Raw genomic sequence first — 14,669 nt, 5'->3', positions numbered from 1 at the left:
CCTGACGCCTGTCGCCTGATGCCTGACGCTCGACCTGCGGGCGGCGGCTCTGGCTCGTAGACTGGTGGGGTGACTGACAGTGCTGAACGTACCGACCTCCTCAACGCCCTCCCGCTGCGCGATGATCTACGGGGCAAGAGCCCTTACGGTGCGCCCCAGCTGGAAGTTCCGGTCACTCTCAACACCAATGAAAACACCCATCCTGTGCCGGCGGATGTGCAGCGTGCCATTGTGGAAGAAGTCTCCAAAGCTGCGCTGGGCCTGAACCGATACCCGGACCGTGAATTCACCGAGTTGCGCCAGGAACTCGCCGCCTATTTGGGGCACGGCTTGCACACGGACAACGTGTGGGCAGCCAACGGGTCCAATGAGATCCTTCAGCAGATCATGCAAGCCTTCGGTGGTCCCGGGCGCAGCGTATTGTCCTTTGTGCCCACCTATTCCATGTACCCCATCCTGTCCGCAGGTACCAATACGGAGTTCATCGCGGGGCAGCGGGCCGCTGACTTCACCCTCAGCGCTGAATCGGCAGCAGCGCAGGTTGCCGAACATCGCCCGTCCATTGTGATTCTGTGCTCGCCGAACAACCCCACGGGCACCGCGTTGGAAGACGATGTGGTGGAGGCCGTGTATCAAGCAGGCGCCGACTCCAACACGATTGTGATTGTGGACGAGGCCTACGCGGAGTTTTCCCGTAATCCGGCTGCCACCGCTTTGACCATGCTGCCTGGGCGCTCTCGCTTGGTGGTCACCCGCACCATGTCCAAAGCATTTGCGCTGGCTGGAGCTCGGATCGGATATTTTGCCGCTGCCCCGGAAATCTCAGATGCCATTCGACTGGTCCGGTTGCCCTACCACTTGTCTGCAGTGTCCCAGGCAACTGCGCTGGCAGCGCTGCGCAATCGGACCACGCTGTTGGCCGATGTTGAGGACATCAAGATGCAGCGGGATCGAATAGTGGATGAACTCAAGCGAATGGGGTTGAGCCCATCTGAATCTGATTCCAACTTTGTGTTCTTTGGTGGTGACTTTGATGCCCCAGCGTTGTGGCAAGAACTGCTGAGCCGTGGAATCTTGATCCGAGATGTTGGAATTCAAGGCCACCTGCGTGTCACGGCCGGCACTGAGGAAGAGACCACTGCCTTTCTGGAAGGCGTGGAGTCCCACCTCAGCGCCAGTGCGTGAGTACTGCGTTGCGTCACAACCCCAATCTGTCCGGCTCACCACCGCCTGACCTTGCCATCACCTAATCTCGCCACGGCAGCAGCTTCACCACAGTCCAGCTTCACCACGACCCAGCGTGGCCACAGCCAGGCGCACCGCCACCCAGCCCCACTCCGGAGAAACCATGAATAACCCCAATCAGCCCCCGCAGACCGATCCAGCTGGGCGGCGCGCCAGAGTTGAGCGTGCCACCAGCGAATCCCAGATTGTGGTGGAACTCAACCTTGATGGAACGGGGGAGAACAACATCTCCACCACCGTGCCGTTTTATGACCACATGCTGACAGCGCTCTCCAAACACTCCCTGATCGACCTGACGGTGCAGGCCACCGGGGACACTCACATTGACGTTCACCACGTGGTGGAGGACACCGCCATTGTGATTGGTGAGGCCATCAAACAAGCCCTGGGGGACAAGCGTGGCATCCGCCGGTTCGGAGAGGCTTCCATTCCTCTGGATGAGGCCCTGGCACATGCGGTGGTTGATGTTTCCGGGCGGCCTTACTGCGTTCACGTGGGTGAGCCGGAAGGGCAGCAGTACCACCTGATCGGTGGACACTTCACGGGGTCCATGGTCCAACACGTTTTTGAGTCCCTGAGCTTTCACGCCGAGATCTGCCTCCACATGGAACTGATCCGTGGACGGGACGCGCACCATATTGCGGAAGCACAATTCAAAGCCTTGGCGCGGGCTTTGCGCTCGGCCGTGGAACCTGATCCGCGCGTGACCGGAATTCCATCCACCAAGGGAGCCCTGTGATGCGTTCACCGGAAGAAGGAGTCACCCCGGAAGGCAAAACCATTCCTGCCCCGGAGACCGTGGGCGAGCCTGTGCATCAGTCCGGTGAGGTGAGCCCGGTCGTCGTCGTTCTGGACTATGGCGCCGGCAATGTTCGCTCGGCGGTTCGTGCTCTGGAGGCTGCCGGAGCTCGGGTGCTGCTGACCAACAACAAGCAAGCTGCGCTGGATGCCGACGGCCTTGTGGTGCCCGGTGTGGGTGCTTTCAAGGCCGTTGTGGATGGCCTCAAGCAGGCGGGCGCGGTGGCGCTGATCGAGCGTCGTCTCATGGGTGGCCGCCCGGTTCTGGGGATTTGCGTGGGTCTGCAGGTGCTCTTTGAGTACGGTGTGGAGCACGGTGAGCGTACCGAAGGGCTGGGGCAGTGGCCCGGAGTGGTCGAGCGTCTGGAGGCACCTGTGGTGCCCCACATGGGATGGAACACGGTGGAGCCGCCGCAGGAGACCGTTCTGTTCCAGGGCATTGAAAATGAACGTTTCTACTTTGTGCACTCCTACGGCGTCCAGGACTGGGACTTTCCGGTGGGAAGTGAACACATGGTTCCCCCCGCTGTGACGTGGGCCGAGCACGGTAGTAAGTTCATTGCCGCTGTGGAGAACGGGCCGCTGTCCGCCACACAGTTTCACCCGGAAAAATCTGGGGAAGTGGGTCTGCAGTTGCTGCGCAACTGGATCAGCACGCTGCCCGTCACCGGTCGCCTTGACCCGCTACTGACCAGCCTCCATGGCGACGACGCTCTGCCGGCGCCTTCCGCGGAACGTGCCGGTGAGCAGACCCCCCAGGCCCACGGAGAGCAGGCCACGGCATGACCTGGTCCGTGATCCTGCTAGTCCTGGGTGCATTTTTGGCCGGAGGCGTGATTTCCTTCCGCCAACAGGGGTTTCCCACCTGGGTGGTGGGCCTGTTGGCGGTGGCCTCCGGTGCGCTGATCCTTTACGGTGCGTGGTCGTGGATCGTGGGTCTCAACTCCTGAGCACTCCCGGTTCCGCAAACGATCCCGCACCGTAAGGGAACCAGCACCGCAAGGGAATCGGCACCGTGAGCGATCCGGCGTCGCGCCGGGATGCTCCGCCCATGGAATCCTTGCCATACAACCGAACGCACCATTCCAACGTCCCCGTCCTCTTCAACGTCCCAACCGCAAAAGGAACCCATGTCTGAGAACATCGCAGAAGCCCACAACTCTGAGCAGCACGTGGCAGATTTGGCTGCCCAAGGCCAAGGGCTGCCGCCCCTGGAACTGCTGCCCGCCGTCGATGTCCGGGATGGGCAGGCCGTGCGTCTGGTTCAGGGGGAGTCGGGTTCGGAAACCGGGTACGGGGATCCCTTGGAGGCAGCTTTGGCCTGGCAGAACGCCGGTGCTGAATGGCTGCATCTGGTGGATCTGGACGCCGCTTTCGGCACCGGGGACAACATTGAGGTGCTGACCCGGGTGGCCCAGTCCCTGGAATTGAAAGTGGAGATGTCCGGCGGCATCCGGGACGACGAATCCCTGGAGCGCGCACTGTCCCTGAACCCGGCCCGGGTGAACTTGGGCACCGCCGCTTTGGAAAACCCGGAGTGGACCCGCAAGGTGATCAGCCAGTACGGGGAGAAGATCGCCGTGGGCCTGGATGTTCGCGGCACCACGCTGGCTGCCCGCGGCTGGACCAAGGAGGGCGGCGATCTCTGGGAAGTGCTGGACCGCTTGGAGGCGGACGGCTGCTCACGCTATGTGGTCACGGACGTCACCAAGGACGGCACCCTGAAGGGCCCCAACGTGGAGTTGCTGCAGCAGGTGGCCGAGCGCACCCATAAGCCCGTGGTGGCCTCCGGAGGCATCGCAACGCTGGAGGACATTGCCGCGCTGCGTCAGCTGGTGGGCGCCGGTGTGGAGGGCGCGATCATGGGCAAAGCCCTCTACGCTGGCCGCTTCACGCTGGAGCAGGCGCTCGACGTCGCTGGCCGCCCGGGTTCCTGATGTCTGACCCCGCTGCACCGGGATCACGGCCGCTGCCCCCACACATCGCCGCCCAGCTGCGCAGTGCCGGCGGTGAAACGGACACCGGCGGTCAGCCGTGGGCCGGCCGCGACCTGGCCCACGGTCACCATCACCAGTTCGTTGACGACGACGGCGCCGCTGACGCGGCCCTGGCGCGAACCCTGGTTGAGTGGCAATCCGGATCCGTCGCGGAAACGGATGTGGTGGCAGCACTGGCTGACACCCGGTTGTTCGTTCCTGTGATGGCTGAGGTCAGCCACTCGGAGATCACTGAGGACGGCTTGGTGGCGGACAAAGAAGCGGACATGTCGCTGGTGACCCTGCAGGCCGCTGACGGTCGGAAGGCGCAACCGGTGTTCACCTCTGACCGTCTGATCACCCAGTGGCACGCCTCTGCCCGGCCCGTGGCAGCCCAGGTGCGAAAAATTGCGATTGCCGCCGTCAAGGACGGCACCGAGTTGTTGGTGCTCAACCCTGGTTCTGATGCACCGTTTGTGGTTCGCCGTCCAGCTCTGTGGGCTGTGGCCAAGGGGGAGGGATGGGCGCCGTCGTATACCTCTGGTGAGGTTTCGCAGGCTGTGCTGCAATCTGCGTTGGGTTTGGATGGTGTGGCGGGAGCCTATGTGCGCCCCGGGCGCGGTGTGGATGCTGTGCGTTCAGACTCGCAGGCCGTGGCGGTAGGTGAGTTTGCAGGTGCTTTGCGTGGTGGGGGATCAGGCCCCGAACTCACGGTGGTGCTTCAACTGCTGCCGGGGATGAACCGGGAACGCCTCAACCACGTGGTGGCCGCGTTCCAAAACCGGTTGGCCACGGAACGCGTTGTGGCTGAGAAGGTTGACTCCCTGGAGATTTCTTTGGAAACCGCCCGGATCTGACCTCTGAGCCGTTGGAGACACGCTGTGAGCCACTTTTCGGGTGCTTGGGCTCATGTGGTGGCCGCAGTGGCCTACAGCGTGTTTTAGATGGTGAGCCTCCGGTGCTCAGGCGTAGACCGGGCCGGTGAACTTTTCGCCGGGGCCCTGACCGGGTTGGTCCGGGAACGGTGAGGCTTCACGGAAGGCCAGCTGCAAGGTCCGCAGTCCATCGCGCAGAGGGGCTGCGTGCTGTGAGCCAATTTCCGGGGCTGCAGCAGTCACAAATCCAGCCAACGCTGTGATCAGCTTCCGGGCCTCATCCAAGTCCTTCAACTCCGCAGCATCCGGTCCCTCCGCCAGGCCACATTTCACGGCCGCCGCTGACATCAGGTGCACAGCGGAGGTGGTGATGACCTCGATGGCGGGAACCTCTGCAATGTCACGCATCTGCTCGTCAACGGCCGCCTTGGTGTCGGCATCCAGCCCCGAGGGGCTAGAGCCCCCAACGGTGGAGGTGTTTTCTCCGGCGGGGTGGGTCATGTCGTCGTCGGAATCAGCTGCCCCAAAGCGAAATGTGTTCTCGGAAGTCATGGCCCCAAGCCTATGCGGTGCTGCTGCAGGTGTGGGACCGCGTCTGACGCGCATCAAGAACGTGAATCGCGCCACGAGACGCTTCCAGATCGCGGTTCACGTGTATACTGGTGGACAGTGCGCAAGTGGAGGTAACTCCCACCCGCGTTGACGCCACGCTGAGGGATCAGCTGGGACGGTCTCCGGGTCAGAGACGGTGATCGTCCGCCACGGTTCAGGATTGGGCCGTCACTGCATGTCAATGCGGTGGGAGCAACATTGTTCCGAGTAGAAACGATCACATCACCTCCGCTTGCCCCATGTGGCAGCGGAGGTTTTTTGTTGCCACAAGCACTCAAAGAGCACCATGTAGCCGGGGTGGAACCCGGCTCTAGATCAGGAGTCAAGCATCAGCGATCCACGCATTAACGACAGAATCCGTGTCCCCGAGGTCCGTCTTGTGGGCCCCGGTGGCGAGCAGGTTGGCATTGTCCGAGTTGAGGATGCCATGCGACTTGCCCGCGAATCGGACCTGGATCTGGTCGAGGTGGCTCCCAACGCTAAGCCGCCTGTGGCCAAGCTCATGGACTTCGGCAAGTACAAGTACGAGGCTGCCGTCAAGGCCCGTGAGTCCCGCAAGAACCAGACGAACACCAACCTCAAAGAGGTTCGTTTCCGTCTGAAGATTGATGACCACGATTACGACACCAAGGTTGGCCATGCCCGCCGCTTCCTCAGCGACGGCGACAAGGTCAAGGCCATGATCCAGTTCCGCGGCCGCGAGCAGTCCCGCCCGGAAATGGGTGTGCGCCTGCTGCAGAAGCTGGCTGAGGACCTGGGCGAGTTCGGTCAGGTGGAGTCCAGCCCCCGCCAGGACGGCCGCAACATGGTCATGGTCTTGGGCCCGCTCAAGAACAAGTCCGAGGCTCGTGCCGCTGCACGCCGCGCCAAGGAAAACGACGTCACCGAAGACCGTCTTCCGCAGAAGACCAAGTCATCGCGCCGCGACCGTGAGCGTGAAGCTCGCGCAGCCGGGATGATCGACACCGAATCCGCTCTGCCCGTGGGCGGCAACAGCATTGGGGAAGCCATCCCCGAAGAGCTGCGCAAAATGGCAGAGCAGAAGTTCGAGGTTCCGGAAGGTGCTCCGCCCCTCAAGGTCTCCGAGGACCAGCCCCCGGTCATGGCACCCAAGGAAGAACGCCGTGAACGTGCCGGTGGTGGCCGCGGCCGCCCCGCCGAACGTGGTGGCTCCCGTGGAGCCGACCGTGGTGAGCGCCCCGAACGGGGAGACCGTCCGGAGCGTGGGGCATCCGATCGTGGAGGGCGTCCGGCAGGTCGCCCAGCTGGTGCCGGACGTCCGGAAGGTGGCCGACCGGCATCTTCTGGCCCGCGTACCGGTGCACCGGCGCGCTCAGGTGGACCGCGTCCGGCGTCGTCGTCGGCTCCGCGTACCGCTGCGCCCCGTCCCGCAGGTGCTGCTGGACCACGTCCTGCAGCACGCCCGGCCGCACCCGCTGCGGCCCCCAAGCCCGGAACTGCACCCAAGCCGGGAGCAGCCGCCAAGCCCGCACCGAAGCCCGGTGCAACGCCCAAGCCCGCTCCCAAACCGGGGCCGAGCCAAGGCTGAACCAGACTCACTGCTGCCCTTTGACTGCGGGCAGCGGATCGAGCACCACAACGCTGTGCTGCGCCCACCCCGTGCAGCACAGCCCAGACCAGGTCACCGAATCGGTGACGCACCGCAGATGCGGTGAGAGAACAAGGAGACGGCCGACATGCCGAAGATGAAGACCCACTCGGGTGCCAAAAAGCGCTTCAAGATCACGGGTTCGGGCAAGGTCAAGCGTCAGCAGGCCAACCGCCGCCACTACCTGGAGCACAAGTCCTCTCGACTGACCCGCCGCCTGGCCGGTGACAAGATTGTCACCCCCGGTGAGGCCAAGGTTGTCAAGAAGATGCTGGGCAAGTGACCCCGGCTCACTGAGCTTTTCCGCAGGCCATTGGCGCCTGCACCCCACAAACTTGTAAGCCGTCACCCGATTCCCCCGGGGACAGAACCGTAAGGAGTACACACGTGGCACGTGTGAAGCGGGCGGTAAACGCCCACAAGAAGCGTCGGACCACTCTGGAAGCCGCCTCCGGCTACCGCGGACAGCGTTCACGCCTGTACCGCAAGGCCAAGGAACAGGTCATCCACTCGTACGTTTACAACTACGACCACCGCCGCGCCCGCAAGGGTGACTTCCGTCGCCTGTGGATCCAGCGCATCAACGCTGCTGCTCGCGCTGAGGGCCTGACCTACAACCGCTTCATCCAGGGCCTGAAGCTGGCCGAGGTTGAGGTTGACCGTCGCATGCTGGCCGAGTTGGCCGTCAACGACAACGCCGCCTTTGTGGCACTGGTCGAGGTGGCCAAGAACGCGCTACCCGCCGACACCTCCGCCCCGCGCGAAGCTGCCTGATTTTCGGATCAGACGCGCACCAACGTGAGCATCCCAGAACGCCTCGCCGAATCCTTGCTGTCCAATCCCCGAGCTGATCGGGTCCGGACGGTCGCGGGTTTGGCGAGGCGTTCTGCACGTTCCAAGCAAGGTTTGTTCCTGGCCGAAGGGCCGCAGAACGTCAGGGAAGCCCTGGTCGCGCACGTGCGTTCGGGCTCCCCTGCCCTTGCTCTTGACCCTGCCCCTGACACAGACCGAACAACGACGACGCCGCCCCACCCCTCCGCGCTGCTCCCCAGCCTGGATGCGCTCTACGTGACTGAAACCTGCTTGGAGCGTCACCCGGACATCGCCCAGTTGGTGACGGAGGTTCTGGACGGTGCGGGCAACCACCGTGTGTTCATCCGGTTGGTCACGGAGGAAGTTCTGGCGGTGATCGCGGATGCCCAGACTCCGCAGGGCGCTGTGGCAGTGTGCAAGATTCCAACACTGAGTCTTTCCGATGTACTGAGCCCATCAGCTGCTCTGGTTCCGGCCCTGTGCCGAGTGCAGGATCCCGGAAACGCGGGGACCATCATTCGTGCTGCGGATGCGGCCGGTGCTGATGCCGTGGTCCTGACCTCCGGTTCGGTTGATCTCTACAACCCCAAGACCGTGCGTTCCACAGCGGGCTCGCTGTTTCACCTTCCGGTGTTACCAAATCTGGAGTTCACGGATCTGGTGGAGACTGCCACTGCGGAGGGCCACCAAATCCTGGCCGCTGACGGCTACGCGGCCTTGAACCTGGATGAGCTGCAAGATGCCGCCGTAGTCGGCGCAGAGGTGGATTGCGATCTTGCAGCACCAACTGTGTGGCTCCTGGGCAATGAATCCCAGGGGCTCTCCGCGCAGGAGAAACAGGCGGCGGCGTTCCGCATTGCAGTGCCTCTGTACGGGCAGGCTGAGTCTTTGAACGTGGGTACCGCAGCCACCCTGTGTCTGTATGCCTCGGCAAGGGTCCAGCGCAGGGGGAGTGCGACGTCGTCGTCAACAGGCCATGGCTGACAGTTTTGGTTATTCTGGGTGGGTGACCGCCGAAAGTGACAGTTCCGAGCCATACCCGCAGGACCACGTGTTCCGTACCCAAGTTGTGGGCGCCGCCGTCCTGGATGACGCCGAGCATCCCACCAAGTTTTTGGCCGCGCAGCGGGCCTACCCGGAAACTCTGCGCGGTATGTGGGAGTTCCCGGGAGGCAAAGCGGACCCGGATGACGCTTCCTGTGAGGCCGCGCTGATCCGTGAATGCTCCGAAGAGCTCGATGTTGACTTGCAGGTTCACCATGAAATCCCGGGGCCTCATGCGCAAGGGTGGCCGCTGAAGAGCTCATCCGCCATGCGTGTGTGGACCGCCACCGTGGTGGACGGTGATCTCATGCTCGGGCCGCAGTACGACGGCGCCGACCACCTGGAGTTGCGCTGGATCCCCCTGGACGATCACGGTGCTGCCGCCCGCGAACTCGAATGGATACCGGCTGACCGCCCGATCGTGGAAGCCCTCCTCGCGCAGCTGAGCTAACCTCGCGCGTGAGAGCACCGGTTGTTGTTGAGAACACCCCCTAAAGCCGGTGGTCTCAACAACAACCGGTGCTCTCGCTTCCCGGCAGGCGGGGCGACGACGGCGTAGGGCACCTTGGCGCGCGTTGCCACCTCCCCGGGGTATGCGGAATTCTGGACCGGCGCGTGATTATCCACATTTTGACCCTGACCGTCAGCGCGGCTCAATCCTGACAGTGGATGCTCACCTCATGACACGCCACATCCACACCCAGCCAACCAGCCGGTCCAGCGCACAGACCAGTGCGTGGGAACAAAGGCTTCAGCCTGAATCCATCATGACGACGGCGGAGGTTCGCGCGCGTACCGCACGGGAACCGCGTGCGAACAGCAATGGTCATGACCCCGGCACGGGGCTGGTCCGGGTGGCTCGGGGTGCTTGGCTGGACAAAACGCTGTGGGATGAACTTCCACCGTGGGGCCGAGCCCTGGCGTTGCACTATGCCGTCATCCGCACCATGCCTCACGATCCCACCTTCTGTGCCGGATCGGCAGCGCTGCTGTGGCACCTTCCGCTGTTGGTGGTTCCGCGGCGTCCAATGGTCATTACCGGCGCGCTGGGTGGGACACGGCGTTCCGGTCGCCCGGTGGACGGCAAAGCCTGGCCGCTCAGAGAACCTGAAGTGACCGCCTTTGACGGCTATCAGCTCACCTCACTCACCCGCACCGCGGTGGACTGTGCCCGTGAGTTGCCGCTGCGTGAGGCGCTGGTGGTTGTGGACGGTTATCTGCGCCGCACTCAGGGACACCATGGTCCCGATTTGCTCATGGCACAGCTGGAACAGGCAACCACTCGACGTGGTGTTCGGCGAGCTCGGCAGGTGTTCGCCTTGGCGGATGGCAGCAGCGAGTCCGTGGCAGAAACGCTCACGCGGCTAATCCTGGTGCAGAACAACCTCTCAGGATTTGTGCCGCAATATCAGGTCACAGCTCAGGGGGAGACGTTCCGTGTTGATTTTGCGTGGGCGGAGGAAAAGCTGATCTTGGAGTTTGATGGGGACATCAAGTATTCCGGCCGCTTTGGTGATCCATCCCAGGTGATCCAGGCCGAGCGTCGTCGTGAAAAGGCTCTGACCAACGCGGGGTGGCGCGTGATTCGCGTGAATTGGGCCATGCTCACCCGCAATCCGCAGGCGCTGATCGACCTGGTGCAAGAGGCACTGGCGGTCCGTCACTGAGAGCACCGGTTGTTGTTGAGAACACCGCCTGTAGCCGGTGGTCTCAACAACAACCGGTGACCTCGGCGGATGGAGGGCAGTCACCAGGGCGTCGCAGATGAGCGGTGGCCGGTGAGAACTCGCTAGACTGGGCGCCGCCCGTTATCACCACGACGTCGTTCGGGGCGGTTGCGGGGCCAGGTCAGACGAGAGCAGAGGTCTACACGCCGCATGTCCCAGAGCACACCAGAAACGACGCCGGGGGAGCAGCAAGGTATTGCGCCGCAAACCGACCCCGTGATGGATGGTCAACCGGACCTGGCGGTCGAGCCCACGGATGAGGCCGCAGTGACCACCGCCGTGGAAACTGCGCTGGCTGCGATTGAGGCAGCTGCCGACTTGGACCAGCTGAAGGGTGTCCGGTTGGCGCACACCGGGGAGAAGTCTCCGCTGGCGCTGGGCAACCGCAAGATCGGCAAGCTGCCCAAGGACCAGAAGGCCGTGGCCGGCAAGCTCATGGGGCAAGCCCGTGGCCGGGTCAACAAAGCCATCGCTGCGCGCCAGGAAGTGCTGGAAGCCGAGCACGCCGAGCGCATTCTGGTGGAAGAGGCCGTGGACGTCACGTCGGCGGGGCGTCGCCGGAGGATCGGCGGACGCCACCCCATCAGCACGCTCATGGAGCGGTCCGCCGACATCTTTGTGGGCATGGGCTGGGAGGTTGCCGAAGGCCCGGAGATTGAATCCGAGTGGTACAACTTTGATTCCCTGAACTTCAAGCCCGATCACCCCGCACGACAGCTGGTGGACACCTTCTTTGTGGATCCGCTGGAATCGCATTTGGTGCTGCGCACTCATACGTCACCGGTCCAAATGCGCTCGCTGTTGACCCGCGAGCTGCCCCTGTACGTGGTGGCACCCGGGCGGGTGTTCCGCACGGATGAACTGGATGCCACGCACACCCCCGTGTTCCACCAGATTGAGGGTTTGGCGGTGGACAAGGGGCTGTCCATGGCAGATCTGAAGGGCACGCTGGAGCATTTTGCCCGGCAGATGCTCGGCGCTGAAGCCAAGATTCGCCTGCGGCCCAACTTTTTCCCGTTCACCGAGCCGTCTGCCGAAATGGACGTGTGGCACCCGAATGCCAAGGGTGGCCACCGTTGGATCGAGTGGGGAGGCTGCGGGATGGTCCACCCCAACGTCCTGCGCTCGGCCGGTGTGGACCCTGATGTCTATTCGGGATTTGCCTTCGGTATGGGAATTGATCGCACGTTGATGTTCCGCAACAACGTGCCGGACATGCACGACATGGTTGAAGGCGATATTCGCTTCACACAGCACTTTGGGATGGAGGTCTGAAATGCGAGTTCCGTTGTCATGGCTGCGTGAGTACGCGCCCGTCCCGGAAGACGCCACTGCCGAGCAGGTTATGGAAACCATGGTTTCGGTGGGCTTTGAGGAAGAGGAGGTCCACCGCCCCTCGGATCAGATTCAGGGTCCGGTGGTGGTGGGACAGGTGCTTTCGCGCGAGCCGGAGGAACATTCCAACGGCAAGACCGTGAACTGGTGCCAGGTTCGTGTGGTTCCGGAAGGCCAGGAACAGCCCCTGACCGGCAAGGGTATTGACCCTTCCGGTGTTCAGGGCATTGTGTGCGGCGCGCACAACTTTGAGGTGGGTGACAAGGTGGTGGTCACCCTGCCCGGTGCCGTGCTGCACGGAGACTTCCGCATCACCCCGCGCAAGACTTACGGCCACACCTCCGCCGGGATGATTGCCTCCGTGCGGGAGCTTGGGATCGGTGAGGATCATGACGGCATCCTGGTGCTCTCCCGGATCGGCTTGGATCCGGAGGTGGGTTCGGATGCCCTGGATCTGTTGGGACTCTACGATCAGGCCGCTGAGATCAACGTGACTCCGGACCGCGGTTACGGCTTTTCGATCCGCGGCGTGGCCCGCGAATACAGCCACGCGGTGAACCAACCGTTTCACGACTTTGTCTTGGACGCCGCCGACCGCGCACCGCACACCAACGACGACGACAACGCCGGATTCCCCGTGGAACTGGCTGATCAGAACCCCATCAACGGAGTTCCCGGCTGCGACCGTTTTGTCACCCGCGTGGTGACCGGCATTGACCCGCAGGCACCCACTCCGCCGTGGATGGCATCCCGCCTGCGCCTGGCGGGTATCCGTTCCCTGAGCCTGCCCGTGGACATCTCCAATTACGTGATGCTCGAATACGGCCAGCCACTGCACTTTTACGATCTGGCGCAGGTCCGGGAAAAGATCACGGTGCGCCGTGCCCAGCCCGGGGAAACGCTGACCACCTTGGATGACAAACAGCGGACCCTGGACCCGGAGGATCTACTGATCGCGGATGCCTCCGGACCCATCGGCGTTGCAGGCGTCATGGGCGGAGCCAGCACGGAGGTGGGCGGCCAGACCGCGGATGTTCTGGTGGAGGCAGCTCACTTTGATCCCATCACCATTGCCCGTTCGGCCCGGCGCCACCGCCTGCCGTCGGAGGCCTCCAAGCGTTTTGAACGCGGTGTGGACCCCACCATTCAGGCAGCTGCCGCACAACGCGCGGTGGAATTGTTGGTCCAGTTGGCCGGCGGCACCGCACGGAACGACGCGGGGGACGTCCGCACTGAGCAGCGCCCGCAGCCGCAGCAGGTTCGTCTCAGCGCCACCTACCCCGCGCGGCGCGTGGGTGTGGACTACAGTCCCGAGCGCATCCAGCAGCTACTGACTCAGATCGGCTGCACTCTGGAGGCAGATTCCAACGACGACGACGCCTGGCTGGTCACACCCCCTTCCTGGCGCTCCGACTTGGTGGATCAAGAGGACTTGGCGGAGGAAGTGGCCCGCTTGGATGGCTACCACAAGATTCCTTCGCGCCTGCCGGTGGCACCGCCCGGTCGGGGTCTGACGGAGGACCAGACGGGGCGACGTCGTGTGCTCAACACACTGGCTGCGGCGGGCTTGACCGAGGTGCTGGATTATCCATTCGTGTCCCAAACGGAGAACCAGCTGTGGGGTACCGCCCAGGCCGGGGCCCAGGTGCCCAGCGTCAAACTGTTCAATCCGATGGCAGAGACCAAGGGCCACCTGCGAGTTTCCCTTCTGCCGGCCATGCTGGAGACACTGCGGCGTAATCACTCCCGGGGCTTCCGTGACTTGGCGCTGTTCCAGGCCGGTGTGGTTTTCCTGCCGGGCCAACAGCTGGGTTCGGCCCATGTACCGGCTGGTGCCGTCAAGCTGGATCAAGAGGTCCTGGAAGATCTCAATGCCGGTATCCCTGACCAGCCGTGGCGAGTGGCTGTGGTGCTGGCGGGCCAGGCTGCTGCGCCGTCGCCGGGGGTGAGCCCAGATGCCCTGGACTGGCGGGACGCACTGGATTACGCGGTCATGATCGGGGCGGCCGTGGGCGTGGAGCTGGATATTGCCCAGGGCGCCCACCAGGCCTTCCACCCGGGACGCACCGCGCAGATCAGCACACCGGACGGCCAGCCCGTGGGGTGGGCCGGGGAGTTGCATCCCCAGGTGGTTGCTGCGGGCAATCTGCCCGAACGCACCTGCGCGGTGGAACTGGATCTCAGCGCCATTGTGGCGGCACGTCCCGCCGGTGTGCAGGCCCAAGAGCTTTCGGTGCAGACCGCGGCCACGCAGGATGTGGCGTTGCTGGTGGACCAAGCTCTACCGGCCGGTGAGTTGCTACGAACCCTGAGAGAAGGTGCCGGTGAGCTATTGGAGGACGTCCGGGTTTTTGACGTCTACCAGGGAGAGCGGCTGCCTGCGGGTCAGAAGTCTGTGGCCCTTGCCATGCGATTCCGGGCGCCGGATCGCACGCTGACCGCCGATGAAGCCTCCGCATCACGCCAAGCCGCCGTGGATTTGGCCGCCCAACGTCACGGTGCGGTACTGCGCGGCTGAGCGGTGCAGAATGGGCTCCGCGCGATAGCGTGGAGCCCACGGCACGGTGCACGTAACCAACCCCAGTCCGTGGATCGCAGTGTTGATGGGTTCAAACCCGCCACAGCTGGGATCACG

15 protein-coding genes are annotated in these 14,669 nt (G+C 63.7%); 14 read left to right on the top strand and 1 reads right to left on the bottom strand.

The window, feature by feature from the left end:
- Positions 1-69: 69 nt before the first annotated feature.
- From Q4G32_RS08160 to Q4G32_RS08135, 6 genes are all read left to right on the top strand, one after another.
- Positions 70-1,185, top strand: coding sequence for a histidinol-phosphate transaminase (locus Q4G32_RS08160; RefSeq protein ID WP_303350613.1), 1,116 nt, complete (start codon positions 70-72; stop codon positions 1,183-1,185).
- Between the two features lie 163 nt (positions 1,186-1,348).
- Positions 1,349-1,984, top strand: a complete 636-nt coding sequence (gene hisB, locus Q4G32_RS08155; protein WP_303350612.1) for an imidazoleglycerol-phosphate dehydratase HisB — start codon at positions 1,349-1,351, stop codon at positions 1,982-1,984.
- Positions 1,984-2,829 carry an imidazole glycerol phosphate synthase subunit HisH gene (gene hisH / locus Q4G32_RS08150; protein ID WP_303350611.1) on the top strand — a complete coding sequence of 282 codons (846 nt, stop codon included), beginning with the start codon at positions 1,984-1,986 and terminating at the stop codon, positions 2,827-2,829. Before hisB ends, hisH begins: the two co-directional genes overlap by 1 nt.
- Complete coding sequence (locus Q4G32_RS08145; RefSeq protein WP_303350610.1) at positions 2,826-2,993, top strand: hypothetical protein; 168 nt, start codon at positions 2,826-2,828, stop codon at positions 2,991-2,993. The genes hisH and Q4G32_RS08145 overlap by 4 nt, the downstream gene beginning before the upstream one ends.
- Positions 2,994-3,173: 180 nt before the next feature.
- Positions 3,174-3,980 (top strand): bifunctional 1-(5-phosphoribosyl)-5-((5-phosphoribosylamino)methylideneamino)imidazole-4-carboxamide isomerase/phosphoribosylanthranilate isomerase PriA, encoded by an 807-nt coding sequence (gene priA, locus Q4G32_RS08140; RefSeq protein ID WP_303350609.1) that lies wholly within the window; start codon positions 3,174-3,176, stop codon positions 3,978-3,980.
- Positions 3,980-4,876 (top strand): SseB family protein, encoded by an 897-nt coding sequence (locus Q4G32_RS08135; RefSeq protein ID WP_303350608.1) that lies wholly within the window; start codon positions 3,980-3,982, stop codon positions 4,874-4,876. The genes priA and Q4G32_RS08135 overlap by 1 nt, the downstream gene beginning before the upstream one ends.
- Before the next feature lie 105 nt (positions 4,877-4,981).
- On the opposite strand, the gene Q4G32_RS08130 is transcribed toward Q4G32_RS08135, so the two are convergent.
- Complete coding sequence (locus tag Q4G32_RS08130; RefSeq protein WP_368660377.1) at positions 4,982-5,446, bottom strand: DUF1844 domain-containing protein; 465 nt, start codon at positions 5,444-5,446, stop codon at positions 4,982-4,984.
- A gap of 388 nt (positions 5,447-5,834) precedes the next feature.
- Here Q4G32_RS08130 and infC point away from each other — a divergent pair, with 388 nt between their 5' ends.
- From infC to pheT, 8 genes are all read left to right on the top strand, one after another.
- Positions 5,835-7,055 (top strand): translation initiation factor IF-3, encoded by a 1,221-nt coding sequence (infC, locus tag Q4G32_RS08125; protein WP_303350713.1) that lies wholly within the window; start codon positions 5,835-5,837, stop codon positions 7,053-7,055.
- 148 nt (positions 7,056-7,203) lie between these two features.
- Positions 7,204-7,398 (top strand): 50S ribosomal protein L35, encoded by a 195-nt coding sequence (gene rpmI / locus Q4G32_RS08120; protein WP_047692783.1) that lies wholly within the window; start codon positions 7,204-7,206, stop codon positions 7,396-7,398.
- A gap of 104 nt (positions 7,399-7,502) precedes the next feature.
- Positions 7,503-7,889 (top strand): 50S ribosomal protein L20, encoded by a 387-nt coding sequence (gene rplT / locus Q4G32_RS08115; RefSeq protein WP_303350607.1) that lies wholly within the window; start codon positions 7,503-7,505, stop codon positions 7,887-7,889.
- 24 nt (positions 7,890-7,913) lie between these two features.
- On the top strand, positions 7,914-8,912 hold the full coding sequence (locus tag Q4G32_RS08110; protein ID WP_303350606.1) for a TrmH family RNA methyltransferase: 999 nt from the start codon (positions 7,914-7,916) through the stop codon (positions 8,910-8,912).
- Positions 8,913-8,934: 22 nt separating this feature from the next.
- Positions 8,935-9,423: a (deoxy)nucleoside triphosphate pyrophosphohydrolase gene (locus tag Q4G32_RS08105; RefSeq protein WP_303350605.1), complete on the top strand. Its 489-nt coding sequence runs from the start codon at positions 8,935-8,937 to the stop codon at positions 9,421-9,423.
- Between the two features lie 229 nt (positions 9,424-9,652).
- The gene (locus Q4G32_RS08100) at positions 9,653-10,639 is read left to right on the top strand and encodes an endonuclease domain-containing protein (RefSeq protein WP_303350604.1); all 987 of its coding nucleotides are present in this window, start codon (positions 9,653-9,655) and stop codon (positions 10,637-10,639) included.
- Between the two features lie 279 nt (positions 10,640-10,918).
- A complete protein-coding gene (gene pheS / locus Q4G32_RS08095; RefSeq protein ID WP_303350712.1) occupies positions 10,919-11,974 on the top strand; it encodes a phenylalanine--tRNA ligase subunit alpha in 1,056 nt (351 codons plus the stop codon).
- A gap of 1 nt (position 11,975) precedes the next feature.
- Positions 11,976-14,552 (top strand): phenylalanine--tRNA ligase subunit beta, encoded by a 2,577-nt coding sequence (gene pheT, locus Q4G32_RS08090; protein ID WP_303350603.1) that lies wholly within the window; start codon positions 11,976-11,978, stop codon positions 14,550-14,552.
- Positions 14,553-14,669 lie beyond the last annotated feature (117 nt).

This window comes from Kocuria sp. (assembly GCF_030538595.1).
GTDB lineage: Bacteria > Actinomycetota > Actinomycetes > Actinomycetales > Micrococcaceae > Kocuria.
This window is presented reverse-complemented; position numbering and strand designations above follow the sequence as displayed.

Bases quoted from the DNA above. Each gene is read 5' to 3' on its own strand.
- Q4G32_RS08135 (WP_303350608.1), top strand. From the start codon at position 3,980: ATGTCTGACCCCGCTGCACCGGGATCACGGCCGCTGCCCCCACACATC.
- pheS (WP_303350712.1), top strand. From the start codon at position 10,919: ATGGATGGTCAACCGGACCTGGCGGTCGAGCCCACGGATGAGGCCGCA.
- hisH (WP_303350611.1), top strand. From the start codon at position 1,984: ATGCGTTCACCGGAAGAAGGAGTCACCCCGGAAGGCAAAACCATTCCT.
- pheT (WP_303350603.1), top strand. From the start codon at position 11,976: ATGCGAGTTCCGTTGTCATGGCTGCGTGAGTACGCGCCCGTCCCGGAA.
- Q4G32_RS08145 (WP_303350610.1), top strand. From the start codon at position 2,826: ATGACCTGGTCCGTGATCCTGCTAGTCCTGGGTGCATTTTTGGCCGGA.
- Q4G32_RS08130 (WP_368660377.1), bottom strand. From the start codon at position 5,446: ATGACTTCCGAGAACACATTTCGCTTTGGGGCAGCTGATTCCGACGAC.
- Q4G32_RS08100 (WP_303350604.1), top strand. From the start codon at position 9,653: ATGACACGCCACATCCACACCCAGCCAACCAGCCGGTCCAGCGCACAG.
- rpmI (WP_047692783.1), top strand. From the start codon at position 7,204: ATGCCGAAGATGAAGACCCACTCGGGTGCCAAAAAGCGCTTCAAGATC.
- priA (WP_303350609.1), top strand. From the start codon at position 3,174: ATGTCTGAGAACATCGCAGAAGCCCACAACTCTGAGCAGCACGTGGCA.
- hisB (WP_303350612.1), top strand. From the start codon at position 1,349: ATGAATAACCCCAATCAGCCCCCGCAGACCGATCCAGCTGGGCGGCGC.